Raw genomic sequence first — 13398 nt, 5'->3', positions numbered from 1 at the left:
CGGGTGGGGAATCGACAAGGGCAGGGCATCCAATATATGCCGACGCTCACCTTTGGGGTAGAGCGCGGGACTTATCGCTCCCCAAAGCCCCCATGAGTTAACCTTTATGACTCACTTCTTTAGCGCGATCGCTAACCCGGCGCAAAACGCCGTTGACGAATTTATGACCGTCATCGCCGCTATAGCGTTTGGCTAATTCTACCGCTTCGTTAATGGCGACGCGATCGGGAGTCCCGATATAAAACATTTCGGCGACGGCGACGCGGAGGATATCGCGATCGATGCGCGGTAGGCGATTTAACTGCCAGTTGACCAAAGAAGCGGCGATCGTCTCGTCGATGCGATCGCGGTTGTCGCGAATCACGGAAAGGATTTCGAGGGCGTAGGCGCGGACTTCTTGACGGTTGGTCAGTTGGATAAACTCGGGCAACTCCATCGCCATCCCCAACCGATTGACGGCGCTTTGGGTCAGTTCGATCGCGTCGTAAACCATCGTGCGGGAGCTTTGAACCCCCGTGGCTTGTAGTTCGCTATTGAGTAGGCGATCGCTGCCTCGCTTGAGTTCGGCTGCCGCATTTTCGAGGATGTCGTGGACTTCGTTCGTCAACGCCCGAACGGCAGCGAGGAGGAGATCTTCGAGTTCTTGAGCGGAGAGTTTTTCAGGGCGGTTACTGAGCTGACTCATGCTCAACAGAGCCAGTTCGCGGGCAATTCGGCGGGCTTGCATGGTGGGTTTAGCTTGAACCTCTAGTAATTAGATATATTCTTCTTGCTCTGGCGAGTAGTCTTCCAACTCCGATGGCACGTCGGAAGTCGCGATCTCCTGTGGTTTCTGTTCGGCGTGTAGGGGGTCTAATTTTTTCTGTTTCGACGGGGGTAAGGGTAAGGGCGGGCTGGGATTGGGATTGACGATCCCTCCCGAAACGATCGCCTTAAATGCATCTTCGACGGACATCGACAAGTTAACCACGTCTCGTTCGGGAACGATCGCGTACCATCCACTAGTCGGGTTGGGGGTGGTGGGAATAAAAATACTCAGCATCGGACCGTTGGGGACGTGGGAGTTCAGTTGTTGTTGTACCGAGGCTCCCAGCGCTCCGGTGACGAAGGCCATCGTCCAAATTCCCCGTCGGGGATACTCGACCAAAACGACCCGTCGAAACTTCTCGTTGGAATCTTTGAGGAGGGTTTCGAGTAGTTGTTTGAGGGTTTTGTAGACCGATCCGGCGAGGGGAATGGCTTGCAGGAGACGCTCTCCTAAGTCTAGCAGCCAGCGTCCGGCAATGTTGCGCGCCATTAAGCCGATCAGGAGAATGCTAAACAGGGGAACGGCCAGTCCCACCCCTAAGTTGAGGAAGTAAACGAGTAAGGGATCGAGTCCGTCGAAGGGATTAAGTTGTTTGGGAATGCTCGTTAAAAAGTCGATCACCCATCGGGCGATCGTAATCGTCAGCCAGATGGTCGTTGCTAGTGGAATGACAACTAGCAGCCCTGCTATCAGGTCGTTTTTTAAGTCTTGTTTGAAGCGTTGGATCACTGCTCGCCCACTCTCCTTCTGATGGCCCGTTCCGTCGCGCGATCGCGTCTCGTTCTACTTGGTTTCCTGCTCGATCTGGGGTCGATCTGTCTGCCCCCGCCGCACCTTATCGACGTACTGACTCACGGAAAATCTTCGCTCTTGTTTGGAAGCCCTGTCGCTTTAGCACAGGGAGGAAAAACGACACGGGCGGTTTTAACCGCCGTCCCCTCGTGGGGGAGCGAAAAGAGGTGCACTTTTCCCTCGCTCCTGTTAGCCGGAGTCGCCTAAAGTACACGGCGTCATAGCGCCTCGCCAATGTTATCGGTCGGTACTTTCCAAACCGCACTGTCTTACCCCTCGTAAGACGGTTTAACGGTTTGGTTCTAGAGCAGGGGACTGGCGACGTATCCCAAGCTAGGAGCTTTAACCCTTACCGATAACGTAGCCCTCAAAGGGCTTAGGGGCGTTTCGCGAAACGCCCCTACTAAAGGAGAGGCACGAAGCCCCATTAATTTAGAGCGGGGTGCTGACGGATTTAACTTAATTGTAAAGAATTGTTGCACAATTAGCAGGGTTGGTGACATTGATATAAATGTCATTTTATCAAGAACGGGGATCGCAACCCCTGGAAAGCCGGGATCGCGATCGCCCGTTGGGTACTTCGGGGAGGCGATCGCCTCGAATCGACCGTTAGATTTACCTTCGCTAAGGAGAAGGACGAAGCGATTCCCCCTCGGACGAGGAGGCGCTCTCAGCCGAGACCGGGGGTTGATGTCGCCGTTCCCAAACTTTGAGCAAAATTAAATATTCATAGAAAGTTTGCAAGGTACACCACGCGAAGCCCGGTTTTCCGTCCAGAAAGCCCCCGAGCAGGATATACATGTAAATAAACCGCAAAAAGGGACGCCAAGGCAAGCGCAAGGAGAGATCTTTGAGGGCGCGGCGCCGTTCCACTTCCGATCTGCCGCCGAACAGATCGCGCCAAGACACCTGACCCCGATCGAGTTGGGCGATCGTTTCCGCCGCTTCATCGGTGGAATAGCGGTTGTGTTTCTCGATCCAGCGACTGAAGCCTTTAGAACAGGTGTAGTGGGGGTAAGTCTCCTTAAGAAACCCCGTCGGTCCGTCGCACACTTCCCGTTCCGTATGACCGTAATCGGTAAACCAAACCTTATCTTTGCGAAATAATCGCATTTGATATCGAGGATATTGGGTGCAGTGTTTGATCCAACGATCCATAAATATCACCCGTTCGGCGACGTAATAGCCGATCGCCTCCGATTTCTCGATCGCTTGCACGCATTCCTCAAAAAGTTCGGGGGTCATCCGTTCGTCAGCTTCGAGGATGTAAACCCACTCATATTTCGTTTCGAGAGAACGCAGCATCCAGGTCCGTTGTTTGCCGTGACTTTCAAAAGGATGCTCGACGACGCGCACGGGATATTGACGGGCAATTTCGACGGTGCGATCGCTACTGACCGAATCGACCACAATAATGTCATCGGAGAGCATCGCCGACTCGATACAAGCCGCAATATCGATTTGTTCGTTATGCGTGAGGATATAAATTGAAAACATTCAGCCGAGGCCATTGGGGGCAAAGGGTTTCAAACTTTAACAGGGGTTGACTCGCCAAATCCGAGTGACTGGCTGCAATTGGCGAGTATCACCCCCCCGGAGAAGGCAAAACTACCGACCAGCGCGCTTGCGCCGTCCCCCTTGGAGATATCCCATATTTTTTAACCCGCTCCAGCCAATAGCACTGTAGGCGACGGATAACAACAAGCTACTAATCCCAGTTTGTACGGCTAATTTGGCAAATCGGGTTTTCGCTTCCGATTCGAGGTCCTGACGGCGAGTGCGAATTTCGGTCAGACGGCGATCGCGGAATCCTTCGGTACTGAGGCGTTCGTCGAGAAAAGCATCGATTTGTCCGGGATTGTCTTTAAACTCTTGGAGCAGTTGCTTCTCGTCGTCCGGGACGTCGGGATTTTCCAGGGCTTGGTCGAGTCGTCCTTGGTCTTCGAGCAGTTGGCTCAACTGTCCTTTGAGCGCTTCGCGTCGCTGACCGATTTCTTGTTGAAATTGGGGATTTTCGAGTTGTCCTCGCAACTGTTCTTCCGCTTGATTGGCTTGTTGGGCGATTTCCGTGAGGGTCGCCGACCGTTCCAGTCGGACGTTGTTTAAGTGGAGGGGAAACAGCAATAAATAGATGACCCCTAAGACGGTAGAAAATAATAAAGCCCAGAAGCGCAGGTCGGCGATTGAACCCGGGGAAGAGCGATCGCCGCCTTCGTTGCTACTAATCCAATATCCCGTAAAAATGAACACTAAGGCGACGAGGGGAATGACGCCGCGATCGACTATCTGCGTCGTATAGCCGAGTTGCCACTGTCGTTCGAGCAGTTGTACGGGAATGGCGAGGGTAATGTAGTCGATAATCGAAGATAGGATTAAAACTACGCCAACGACTTTAAGGGCGATCGCCGCGATCGAAGATTGTGGAGTCATGATTTTCTAAAATGTTTTCCGATAAATAGCCTATCCTAACTTTCTTTTGCTCGTCCTCTTGCCCGATCGCCGCGATCGGACATCGACGATCCCCTGCTCGATGGTTGTTTTCTGTTGAAGACTTCAACTTTAAGATCTTAAGAGGTGACGGTGCCACTGCTCAAGATCCTTCTTTAGGGGCGATCGCGGGATTGTCGGTACCAGCGCGCCAATCGCTCCGGCGAGACCCCCAAGGTATAGCCGAGAACGATCGCCTGATTGATCGCAGTAGTTTTAAAAGCCCCGAGTTGTTGCCACCGTCGGGCCGAAGTTTGCACCGGAGTAGGGGCGAGCGCGATCCGCCCGCGCCGTTGCAATTGCCGCACGAATTCGTAATCTTCCATAATCGGCAGTTCGGGAAATCCGCCCAGGTCCCAAAAGATCTCCCGAGGGACAAATAAGCCTTGATCGCCGTAAGGCATCTGCCAGAGGTGCGATCGCCAGTTCGCCACCGTTGCTAGCAGTTTCAAACCCGGTTGTTGGCTGTCGATGGCTAAAGGAAAAGCCCCGCCGACGACGCCGGGACGGGTTAAAATTTCGCGGATGACGGTCTCGAAACCGGAGGGTAAGCGAGTATCGCCGTGGAGAAACAGCAAGATCGACCCGGTGGCGGCGCGGGCGCCTGCGTTCATCTGGAGGGCGCGCCCGGGGGGAGAGTGCAGCAGTCGCACGCCCGTGCTTTCGACGATCGCCGGGGTGTCGTCTCGGCTGCCTCCATCGACAACGATCGCCTCGACGTTGGCTCCACGGGTGACGCTGGCGAGGGTGTCGCGGACGCGCTCGGCTTCGTTGAGAACGGGGATAATGGTAGAAATTTTCGCCAGCAGCGTCCGTCCCAGGGGGTCGGGCAGGCGATCGAGGTCTTCCGGGCGATCGATGTCTGCTAATGGGGGCAGCAAGGCGGGTTTAATGCATAAATCGCTACATTTGTCAATAGTTTGCTGAAAAACTTTGTCGCTTCCCCAGGCGATGCCTTCAAAGAGTTGGGGACAGGGACGGCGCACGGCGATCGCGTAGTAGCCGCCATCGAGAGCCGGGCCGAGAACGACGGGGGCGCGATCGAGGGCGCTAAAGGCTTGCTGGAGGATCGGGGTTTCTAGGTGGGGACAGTCGATGCCGACGACGACGACGCGCTCGGCTCCACTGGCGAAGGCGCGATCGACAGCGCGGGCGAGGCGATCGCCGAGATCGCCGTCTCCTTGGGTTTTGTAGAGCAGATCGTCGCCGAGCCATTGTTGCATCCCTTGGCGATCGCCTCCCGTAAAGCAGATCTCGATGTCGAGGTCGCGTCGGTCGCCAACTCCGGCGGCGCGCAGTTGACGGGCGCGATCGCAGGTCAGTTCGGTCATCTGGCGTTGGAGGCGGGCGGCGCCTTCGGGTCCGAGGGCGGGAATCAGACGGGTTTTCGTCTGTCCCGGTTGGGGATAGCGGGTAAAGATGACGAGGCGATCGCGACGAACGGGGGACGAAATCATGACAAAGGCAAGCGGAGCGGATAAAGAGAAAGAAAGATTACCGGGGCGATCGCAAATACCCCTCTAAAATTTCTATTAAACAACGGTAGCAAGCACCAGTAGCTATGAACAATAAGCACGTGGAAGTTCTGCCCGATAAAACAGCATTGATCGAACGGGCGCGCGAGCGGGTTCTCAGTGAAATCCGAACGGCGATCGAACGGAGCGATCGCGCGACGATCGCCCTCGCGGGAGGCGGCACCCCCAAACCCCTTTACGAAGCCTTAGCCAAGGAAGCCCTGCCCTGGGACAAGATCCACATTTTTTGGGGAGACGAGCGCTACGTCCCCCCAGATCACCCCGACAGCAACCAACGCATGGCGCGCGAAGCGTGGCTCGATCGCGTCCCTTTGCCCCCAGAGAATATCCATCCGATGCCCACGGGAGCGGCCAATCCCGCCGTCGATGCCCGCACTTACGAACAAGAGTTACAAGCCTTTTTTGAGCTTGAATCCGGGACTTTCCCCAAATTTGACCTAATTTTGCTCGGTATTGGCGACGATGCCCATACGGCGTCTTTATTTCCCGGGACGGAGGCGCTCCAGGTGCGCGATCGCCTCGTAACCGTCGGCAACAAGGACGGTCAGGCACGTCTGACGTTTACGGTACCGTCGATCGATGCGGCCCGTTGCATACTGTTCCTCGTTTCCGGCGCCGGGAAACAAGAGGCCCTCGATCGCATTTTTGCGCCGGAAGCGAATCCCTTCGTTTATCCCGCCCGTTTCGTGCAACCGCGCGAGGGTCAATTGTGGTGGTTGTTGGACGACGCCGCCGGACGGAACCTCGGTGTAGGCTGACGGGGACGAGATCGAGGCTGCCGGGAGTGGCGGCGAATTGCGGCGAGTTCGATTTTCCGTACTGCCCGGGCGGCGATCGCCTTCGTAATATAAAAATCTAAGCGCTAATTTCGCGCGATCGAATCAACCTCTTCTAGGATTGTGTGGAGATTAAGGAAACACTGCCATGATCGTCTGTCCAAATTGCAACCACCAAAACCCCGAAGGTGCCACCCAGTGCGAGGCTTGCTACACGCCTTTACCCGCCACCACGAGTTGTCCCAACTGCGGCGCCACGGTTCAAACTGATGCGGCCTTTTGCGGTCAATGCGGTCACAATCTTCAAGAAGAATCGGCGGGTGCGGAAGGAACGGCGGCGGAGGCGGCAGAGGTTCCCCCGACGGCGGTTTCTGCTCCGGGTACCGCTCCCGAGTCGGGCGCCGGGGTGAGTGTTCCGGATCTGGAAGCACCCGAACCTTTAGTGGAAGCGGAACCGATCGCCATGACCTCGGAAGCCGAAGCGCAAGCCCCCGAAGCGGTGCCGACCCCCGCCCCGACGCCGACGCCGAGCCCCGCCCCGACGCCGACTCCGGCGACTGCCAGTTCGGCGACTCAGTTGCAACAGCCGCAAACGGCCCGCTTGCTGCACGTGCAGACCAATACGGTGATGGAATTGCCCTCGCAATTGAGCGTCATTCACATTGGGAAACCGAACGATATGATTCCGCCGGATATCGATGTTTCGGGATTCCCCAATTCAGAAATTGTCTCTCGGGTTCACGCGGATATCCGCACGGAAGGGGATGCGTTTTATATTGAGGATGTAGGGAGTTCTAACGGCACTTACATTAATAATTTGCCTTTGCCCAAAGGGAATCGCCATCGCTTGCGGGCGGGCGATCGCATTTCCCTGGGGAAAGGGGATCTGGTGTCGTTGATTTTCCAACTCTCTTGATCGATCGCCGTCGCGACGCTCCGAGTCGGTTTGCCCCATCTATTCCATGGCGCCGTACCTATCTGAATCCAAGGAGAGGTCGGTTCTCGGGGATCTAACCTCTCCGGAGAGGGTGTCTGAGCCACAATCAAGGAGTAAGCTTATTGGGTTAGGATAGGTGCCAGTCGAGCAACAGATTTCCCTGAAAAATTGAGAATCGGAACGGATTCTCCGGGCTAAAGCCGTCAATGGTGTACCTACGTCAACAGTGAGGCTCCTGTGATTACACTCACTTTGCTGCATCCACATCAAGCGACTCCGATCAAAAGTTGGAGTTTTGAGAATGAATCCATGATTCGGATCGGGCGATCGCGTCAGAATAATGTCGTGCTTTACAGTGCGGTGGTCTCCAGACATCACGTGGAGTTACGGCGTTACGGCGATCGATGGGAATTGATCAATCTCGGAACCAATGGGACTTACCTAGAGGGAACGAGTATCAGTCATATTCCTGTAGAAGATGGGGTGGTGGTTCGCCTCGCTCGCTCGGGTCCTCGATTGCAAATTCATTTGGGACGGTGTGCGCCGAAAGTACATCCCGAAAAAGATGTGGTTCAGGAGTGGATGGATACCCATCCGCTTCTCGAAACCGATTCCACTCACGAGGATGAAATTACCCAACCGAGTAAAACTCCCATGCAAACGCCTTCGACGGTCATCCCTTCTCCGACAGAAGGCTAGGGGGCGATCGCGTCCGATGGAAATGGTCGGCGGGTGACTCGGCGATCGCGATTCTCATCACCGGAAGTTCTTCTTTGTCGAACTCGACCCCGCGCGATCGCCCTCCACGAGCAGCGATGTCTGTTCGGACTTCGGTCGTTTCACCTGGGATTCGTTCGAGGCGATCGTCCGCTTTTTATACTTTCTGAGACTGAGGAATATATATCGTGAACATAGAACAACAGATCGTCGAACGCACCAAACTACTCAACCGCCTCGTCCTCGATCGCGCCACCGCCGAGGAAGTCGGGCGCGTCGAAGCACTCTGGCTCGATTCTAAAGCCAATCAAGTCGTCGGGTTGACCTGTAAATCTGGCTTTCTCGGTCGCCAAAAACATTTTTTCACTTGGGGTGAAATTCAAACGATCGGCGCCGATAGTTTGATGGTCAGTCTCGACGAAAACCGCGTCGAACCGGACAGTCCCCAACCGTCAGATACCCTCGTCGGTCAGGAAGTGTGGACCGATGCAGGCAATAAAGTCGGTCAGTTAGTCGATTATCTATTTGCGACTCAAACAGGTATCGTGGTCGGCTATTTATTTAAGTCGAGCGGTTGGCGCGGGATCGTCGGCGATACCTATTTGCTCTCCCCTGAAGATATCGTCAGTATGGGATCGAAGCGGGTGATTGTCTCCGATAGTGCGGTGCAAACTCCTCAAGAATACACCGAAGGAATGAGTAAAAAACTCAATAAAGTCGGCGAACTCTTTCAGGAAGATTACGATAAAACCCTCGTCGATTTAAGAGGGTTAATTAAAGGCGCTCAAAATCTGTCCGAACAAGCTAGAGGTAAGGTACAAGAAGTGGCGGGACAGGCGCAAGAAGGGGCACAATCTTTTGCAGAACAAGCCCGCGATCGCGCCGGACAGGTCGGAGAAACGGCGCGCGAAGGGATGGAACATTTGAGCGCCGAAGCCAAAGAACGGGCGAAACAAGCACAGGAAAAGTTCTCGGAAATGACCGATCGCGGCGTTCGCGAAGCGTCTCCCCAGGAGAATCGCCCCTCGGAGGAAGCGCAAACCACAGAAAACTCGCCTTCTCCCGATGCGGAAACGCCCCCGGGCGCTCAAAACTCATAAACTGAGTGAATCGAGGGGATGGACGACGGGGGAGAGATTTGAGAATTGAGTTTTTGAGCTTAAACCCGAGTGCGACATCCCCGATCGCTAAGATCTTAAGCGGCGAACCGCTTAGTTTCAATCGGATACATACTATCTCCTTCAATACGAGCGAGGGCGATCGCCTCACGCCGATTCAATTGCTTAATTCGCCTAATGAGCTTTAATAAAAGCGAGACTACTGTACAGATGAAAGGCCGGGTCCCAAACTGTGGGACGAAAGCGAAAGATATCGACATAATGCGGGATGCGATCGAGTAAATCGGCTTCGTCGATCGCCGTTTCTGCAAAAGGAGTAAAATCACTCCAACTTTTGACGTCGCCTAGATGAGATTGGAAAAATTTCAGAAGATTTTGCCATTTTAAATGCGTACTCAAGTTATCGATATTCTGCATCACTTTACCGGGTTTCGATCCGGAGTTTGATGCGGGATTGAGGGGAATGGCGCGATCGAATTGATAGCTGTCTTGACATAAACGAACGATGCACGATCGCCCGGGAATATGCCAGTCGTAAACTCCCATATATTCGTGAGTTTGTTGCTTGTATTTCACCTGAGTTTTACGATGATTTTCGACGGCAACTTCTTTAAAAATGGGTAAATTTCCCAGAACTTGCGCGCTAATTTCGCTCCAATGAAAACTCAACTGTCCGGCGCGATCGTTTTCGTCCTGACATACTAAAGCGATCTGAGGAGAAACGGACTGAATATAACTGACTCTAAACACGCGGACTTGTTGAATTTGAGCGAGGGTGACGCAAAATGAATCAATACCGACCCGAGCTAATTCTCGCACTAAAATTTGCAATTCGCCGATCGCCCCAGTGCGATAAAATCGCCACGTTCGCGTCGGTAAAATCAGCCGCGCGGAGTACGCTTGAATTTGCATAATTTTCGCAAAAGCTTGGGCGGCTTCTTTGCGGACGGCGGGATCGATCGGCTCCAAAATTAAAATGCCGGGTTCGCGTAAGCTCGGATCGGCTTTCGCTCTCGCAATTTCGTCTTTTCGACGCTGTTGGGGGATCGCTTCGATCCGTTGCAAAGCACTGCGAGCTTGACCGAGTATTTTCGGTTGACTCGCTTGACGTAAAACCAATCGATAGGCTTTTTCGGCAGCTTCTAATTTTCCCGTTTCTTCGTAATAACGCCCGATATAAAACTTCAGCCAAGGATGGCGGGGCGATTCTTGCTGTAAGGTTTTCAACAATCGTGCAGCATGGCGATAGTTTTTTTGTTCTAAAGCGTCTGCAATATCTTCAATAGAAATCATGCGATCGCTCGTGGGAGTTTAAAGTTAAATGAGAGAGGGAAAAGGTTTCAATTAGCACTTATCAGATCGAAGCTTTTCAAAATCTTCCCCGAATGCTACTATTTTAAGGTTCTCAAGCTTAAATCGCTCCAAGTCAGATTGGCGTCGAAACCTCCGGCCAAATCGGGTTGAAAAAAAGAGTGACAACTCCCTCCCGGTACCAGTCCGTCGGGACGATCGCCGTCGAACTGCTCTCGGGAGCGCTCTGCACGGCGCGATTCTCCTGGGGAGACGCTAAGCGAACCTATCGGGTTTCGAGGAGGTTTCGAGCAGGTTGTCCGACCGAGGGCGCCTGTCTTGCTAAAAGGAACCGGAGATAGTAAATTAGTAGATCGTGCCGAATTTATAGTAAAGTCGATGCCTAAAATCAAAACCCGCAAAGCTGCTGCAAAGCGCTTTAGAGTCACTGGCAACGGCAAGTTGATGCGTCGCAAAGCCTACAAAAATCACTTGCTGCAGCACAAGAGCGCCACTCGCAAGCGCCGCCTGTCGAAAGCGTCTCCAGTTCATGAAAACGACGCTGAAAACGTGCGCTTGATGCTGCCGAATCTGTAAATTTTTCTCCCTCGGATGGCACGGCAAAGCCTTTTAACCTAGAGCGAACGGCGATCGCCATCCTCCGAGATCCCAACCCCCTCCCCGATCGAATTTGTAACGTCAAAGGAAACGAGTCATGACCCGGGTAAAACGCGGTAATGTGGCGCGCAAGCGTCGTAAAAAGATTTTGAAGATGGCGAAAGGGTATCGAGGCTCCCACTCGAAACTCTTCCGTACTGCCAACCAGCAGGTAATGAAGGCCCTGCGCAATGCTTATCGCGATCGCCGCAAGCGCAAGCGCGATTTTCGCCGTCTGTGGATTACGCGGATTAACGCGGCGGCCCGACAACAGGGGATGAGCTACAGCCAATTGATCGGCAAACTGAAAAAAGCCAACATCGGTTTAAACCGCAAAATGCTCGCCCAACTCGCGGCGGTCGATCCCAACGCCTTCGCGAAAGTGGTGGAACTGGCGGCGAAAGCATAAAGGCGAGTGCCGTCATGAGCGTCAAAGGCAAAAGAATACTAGGATTTGCCGTTTCTTTTGCCTTTCTCTTGCTGGCGGGAATCGCGACGACGGAAGCGGCAGAATTTGCGGCGATCGAGAAGCGGGGTAAGTTGATCGTCGCCGTTAAAGACAACGTTCGCCCCCTGGGATTTCAAGACGATCGCGGAACCCTACAAGGATTTGAAATCGATCTGGCCCGCAAGTTGGCCGAGGAATGGTTGGGTAGCGAAGATGACCTAGAACTCAGACCCGTCCGCAACCGCGATCGCCTCGCCGTGGTTCTCGACGGTTCCGTAGATCTGACGATCGCCCAAGTTACCGCTACGAAATCGCGATCGCGGGTCGTTCGCTTTAGCCTCCCTTACTCGATCGACGGTACCAGTTTGGTCGCGCGCGATCGCCGCTTCCAACAACTCGCCGATTTGCAGGATCGACGGATCGCCGTTTTAGAAGGATCGAGCAGCATCGCCACCATTCGCTACCATTTACCCTCTGCCACGCTCATCGGGGTTTCCTCCTATCAAGGGGCGCTGTCCCTCCTCGAAACAGGTCAGGCGGATGCCTTTGCGGGGGATTTAACCGTGTTGACAGGGTGGACCCAAGACCATGCCGACTATTTCCGCCTTCCGGTGCAACTGTCTGCGGAACCCCTCGCCGTGGTCATGCCCAAAGGCCAACAATACGCCGAACTGCACGCCCGGGTCAACGGGGCGATCGCCCGATGGCAACGAGACGGGTGGCTGCGAGAACGGGCCGAATACTGGGGTTTACCCGTCGGCGCACTCCCCCCCACCCAGACCGACGCCGAACGGTGGATCCCGCGTCCCTTCGCCGCTTTCGTTTCCCGCTTCCCCGGGTTCGGGCGATCGCGCAAGCTAGACAATGGCTCAGGAGAACCTTGGAAATTAACAATCTCAAATCTCAAATCTCAAATCTCAAATTGACGCGCCATGCCCCCTTCCCTGCATAATAAAGAGTGCAGCGAGTCTGAATCGATCTTTTCAACTTTATGGATAGCTATTTTCCCATTACTTACCTTTCACTGTTACTGTTCTTACTGAGCATTGTTGGCTGGTTTGTCATCCGACAAGTGTTTAAAACCCGTAAAATCGAAAAAAACTTGTCTCAACTCCAGCAAAAAGTCAGTCAACAGAAAGCCTCTGCCCAAGAGTATTACGAACTCGGCAGTATTTACCTGGATAAAAAACTCTTTTCCCAAGCCACGGTACAGTTTCAAAAAGCCCTCAAATGTAAAGACTTAGTAGAGGAAGAAAATAAAGCGCTCGTTCATAATGCATTGGGATATGCTTACGTCGGACTCGAACAATACGATGTGGCGATCCGCCAGTATAAAGAAGCGTTGAAATTCTATCCCGACTACGCGATCGCCTGGAATAATCTCGGTTTTGCTTACGAAAAGAAAAAACTGACCGCTCAGGCGATCGAAGCTTACGAAGAAGCACTCAAGTTCGATCCGAATAATAGCACGGCCAAACAACGAGTCAAATCCCTCAGCAAGCGGATCGCCACTCCCGCAAATAATTAACGGCGGTTCTCACAACAGGTCATGATGGCGATCGCCCTAAAACTCGAAAGATTACAAGAGCGAGTGGCGATCGCCATCATTTTTATATTTTTAATTATAATTACTCTACCCAACCTTAAGAGATCGATCGCCGCTCGATCCCCTTCCCCTTTTCTGGGCGTTAAATTTTTATTAACAGCAAAGTTTATGGGTGCATTTACTGATTAAGATCGGGAAATGTGGAGGCGATCGCCTCGACAGGAAGCCAGATCGCCGTGTTTTTACGGAATCTGCGATCGCTGGAGTCGGCGACGGGGGTACTAAGG

General features: G+C 53.5%; 14 protein-coding genes. 8 read left to right on the top strand and 6 right to left on the bottom strand.

Annotated features, from left to right (window positions below; all coding sequences use genetic code 11):
• Positions 1-97 precede the first annotated feature (97 nt).
• The 5 genes from nusB to HCG48_RS26700 form a co-directional block, all read right to left on the bottom strand.
• A complete protein-coding gene (gene nusB / locus HCG48_RS20480; protein WP_168570824.1) occupies positions 98-727 on the bottom strand; it encodes a transcription antitermination factor NusB in 630 nt (209 codons plus the stop codon).
• Between the two features lie 27 nt (positions 728-754).
• Positions 755-1537, bottom strand: coding sequence for a DUF502 domain-containing protein (locus HCG48_RS20475; RefSeq protein ID WP_168570823.1), 783 nt, complete (start codon positions 1535-1537; stop codon positions 755-757).
• A gap of 687 nt (positions 1538-2224) precedes the next feature.
• Entirely contained in the window at positions 2225-3097 is an 873-nt protein-coding gene (locus HCG48_RS20470) for a glycosyltransferase family 2 protein (RefSeq protein ID WP_168570822.1), read from the bottom strand.
• A gap of 111 nt (positions 3098-3208) precedes the next feature.
• Positions 3209-4030: a hormogonium polysaccharide biosynthesis protein HpsJ gene (gene hpsJ-B, locus HCG48_RS20465; protein ID WP_168570821.1), complete on the bottom strand. Its 822-nt coding sequence runs from the start codon at positions 4028-4030 to the stop codon at positions 3209-3211.
• Between the two features lie 173 nt (positions 4031-4203).
• Positions 4204-5544: a TIGR04283 family arsenosugar biosynthesis glycosyltransferase gene (locus HCG48_RS26700; RefSeq protein WP_168570820.1), complete on the bottom strand. Its 1341-nt coding sequence runs from the start codon at positions 5542-5544 to the stop codon at positions 4204-4206.
• Between the two features lie 104 nt (positions 5545-5648).
• Here HCG48_RS26700 and pgl point away from each other — a divergent pair, with 104 nt between their 5' ends.
• From pgl to HCG48_RS20440, 4 genes are all read left to right on the top strand, one after another.
• Positions 5649-6380 carry a 6-phosphogluconolactonase gene (pgl, locus tag HCG48_RS20455; protein ID WP_168570819.1) on the top strand — a complete coding sequence of 244 codons (732 nt, stop codon included), beginning with the start codon at positions 5649-5651 and terminating at the stop codon, positions 6378-6380.
• A 166-nt stretch (positions 6381-6546) separates the two neighbouring features.
• The gene (locus HCG48_RS20450; protein ID WP_168570818.1) at positions 6547-7314 is read left to right on the top strand and encodes a double zinc ribbon and FHA domain-containing protein; all 768 of its coding nucleotides are present in this window, start codon (positions 6547-6549) and stop codon (positions 7312-7314) included.
• A gap of 258 nt (positions 7315-7572) precedes the next feature.
• Positions 7573-8034, top strand: a complete 462-nt coding sequence (locus HCG48_RS20445; protein ID WP_168570817.1) for an FHA domain-containing protein — start codon at positions 7573-7575, stop codon at positions 8032-8034.
• Between the two features lie 206 nt (positions 8035-8240).
• On the top strand, positions 8241-9152 hold the full coding sequence (locus tag HCG48_RS20440) for a PRC-barrel domain-containing protein (RefSeq protein ID WP_168570816.1): 912 nt from the start codon (positions 8241-8243) through the stop codon (positions 9150-9152).
• 192 nt (positions 9153-9344) lie between these two features.
• Here HCG48_RS20440 and HCG48_RS20435 read toward each other — a convergent pair whose 3' ends face one another.
• Positions 9345-10463 carry a tetratricopeptide repeat protein gene (locus tag HCG48_RS20435; RefSeq protein ID WP_168570815.1) on the bottom strand — a complete coding sequence of 373 codons (1119 nt, stop codon included), beginning with the start codon at positions 10461-10463 and terminating at the stop codon, positions 9345-9347.
• Positions 10464-10859: 396 nt separating this feature from the next.
• Here HCG48_RS20435 and rpmI point away from each other — a divergent pair, with 396 nt between their 5' ends.
• The 4 genes from rpmI (at position 10860) to HCG48_RS20415 (ending at position 13093) form a co-directional block, all read left to right on the top strand.
• Positions 10860-11057 (top strand): 50S ribosomal protein L35, encoded by a 198-nt coding sequence (rpmI, locus tag HCG48_RS20430; RefSeq protein WP_168570814.1) that lies wholly within the window; start codon positions 10860-10862, stop codon positions 11055-11057.
• Positions 11058-11175: 118 nt separating this feature from the next.
• On the top strand, positions 11176-11526 hold the full coding sequence (gene rplT / locus HCG48_RS20425) for a 50S ribosomal protein L20 (RefSeq protein ID WP_168570813.1): 351 nt from the start codon (positions 11176-11178) through the stop codon (positions 11524-11526).
• A 14-nt stretch (positions 11527-11540) separates the two neighbouring features.
• Positions 11541-12491, top strand: coding sequence for a transporter substrate-binding domain-containing protein (locus HCG48_RS20420; RefSeq protein WP_168570812.1), 951 nt, complete (start codon positions 11541-11543; stop codon positions 12489-12491).
• A gap of 65 nt (positions 12492-12556) precedes the next feature.
• Positions 12557-13093, top strand: coding sequence for a tetratricopeptide repeat protein (locus tag HCG48_RS20415; protein ID WP_168570811.1), 537 nt, complete (start codon positions 12557-12559; stop codon positions 13091-13093).
• Positions 13094-13398 lie beyond the last annotated feature (305 nt).

The sequence above is a fragment of the Oxynema aestuarii AP17 genome (assembly GCF_012295525.1).
Taxonomy (GTDB): domain Bacteria; phylum Cyanobacteriota; class Cyanobacteriia; order Cyanobacteriales; family Laspinemataceae; genus Oxynema; species Oxynema aestuarii.
Note: the sequence above shows the minus strand (reverse complement) of the source record. Positions and strands in the feature narration are given on the sequence as shown.

Excerpts from the sequence above, each read along its gene's own strand:
- nusB (WP_168570824.1), bottom strand. The coding sequence starts at position 727 with ATGCAAGCCCGCCGAATTGCCCGCGAACTGGCTCTGTTGAGCATGAGT.
- HCG48_RS20470 (WP_168570822.1), bottom strand. The coding sequence starts at position 3,097 with ATGTTTTCAATTTATATCCTCACGCATAACGAACAAATCGATATTGCG.
- hpsJ-B (WP_168570821.1), bottom strand. The coding sequence starts at position 4,030 with ATGACTCCACAATCTTCGATCGCGGCGATCGCCCTTAAAGTCGTTGGC.
- HCG48_RS26700 (WP_168570820.1), bottom strand. The coding sequence starts at position 5,544 with ATGATTTCGTCCCCCGTTCGTCGCGATCGCCTCGTCATCTTTACCCGC.
- pgl (WP_168570819.1), top strand. The coding sequence starts at position 5,649 with ATGAACAATAAGCACGTGGAAGTTCTGCCCGATAAAACAGCATTGATC.
- HCG48_RS20450 (WP_168570818.1), top strand. The coding sequence starts at position 6,547 with ATGATCGTCTGTCCAAATTGCAACCACCAAAACCCCGAAGGTGCCACC.
- HCG48_RS20435 (WP_168570815.1), bottom strand. The coding sequence starts at position 10,463 with ATGATTTCTATTGAAGATATTGCAGACGCTTTAGAACAAAAAAACTAT.
- rpmI (WP_168570814.1), top strand. The coding sequence starts at position 10,860 with ATGCCTAAAATCAAAACCCGCAAAGCTGCTGCAAAGCGCTTTAGAGTC.
- rplT (WP_168570813.1), top strand. The coding sequence starts at position 11,176 with ATGACCCGGGTAAAACGCGGTAATGTGGCGCGCAAGCGTCGTAAAAAG.
- HCG48_RS20420 (WP_168570812.1), top strand. The coding sequence starts at position 11,541 with ATGAGCGTCAAAGGCAAAAGAATACTAGGATTTGCCGTTTCTTTTGCC.
- HCG48_RS20415 (WP_168570811.1), top strand. The coding sequence starts at position 12,557 with ATGGATAGCTATTTTCCCATTACTTACCTTTCACTGTTACTGTTCTTA.